At 54.3% G+C, this 495-nt stretch carries 1 protein-coding gene; it reads right to left on the reverse strand.

The annotated features are described in order from the left end of the window. On the reverse strand, nt 1-302 hold a 302-nt coding region (locus AC1RO3_RS08535), incomplete at its 3' end, for a hypothetical protein (protein ID WP_481764007.1). Nucleotides 303-495 lie beyond the last annotated feature (193 nt).

A 495-nucleotide genomic window follows, 5' to 3' on the forward strand; every position in this document is an offset into this window, starting at 1 on the left:
CGTTTAATACCGTACCGTGCGGAGGCCTCGGAATATGTGAACTCACCATGGCGAGTGACCAGCTTCTTGCTCCTGCTGTTCGTTATGTTGCACTTCGCGCATCCCGAACCAGTCATACAGCGCATGCGGGACAGCGACGTTTTGAACTCGTGCCCACACGACGTACACGCCACACGCAGCGTTATCTTGGCGCTGCCTGCATAGTCAGTCTTAGCGAAAAGAGGTCTCAAGTTCTTGGCCTTGGCTTCGGCCTTGGCTTCCTTGAAACTACCTTTGCGCATGATCTTCTTACCTTCAGGCACACTTCCTACCGTATTAACGCAGTGTCCGCACTGGCCTTTATTGTCGGTGACACGAGATGCCGGCATCTCCGACTCAACCCTGCAAGTGCCGCATATGAAACTCAGAGGCGTGGCTACGCCACTATAGTCAGTATCGCTGAATGTAGGGGTATGGCCTGCCGCGTAGAAGCGTGCACGCGCTTCTTCAACACTG

The sequence above is a fragment of the Dellaglioa sp. CoH-57-MRSF-19 genome, assembly GCF_056781975.1.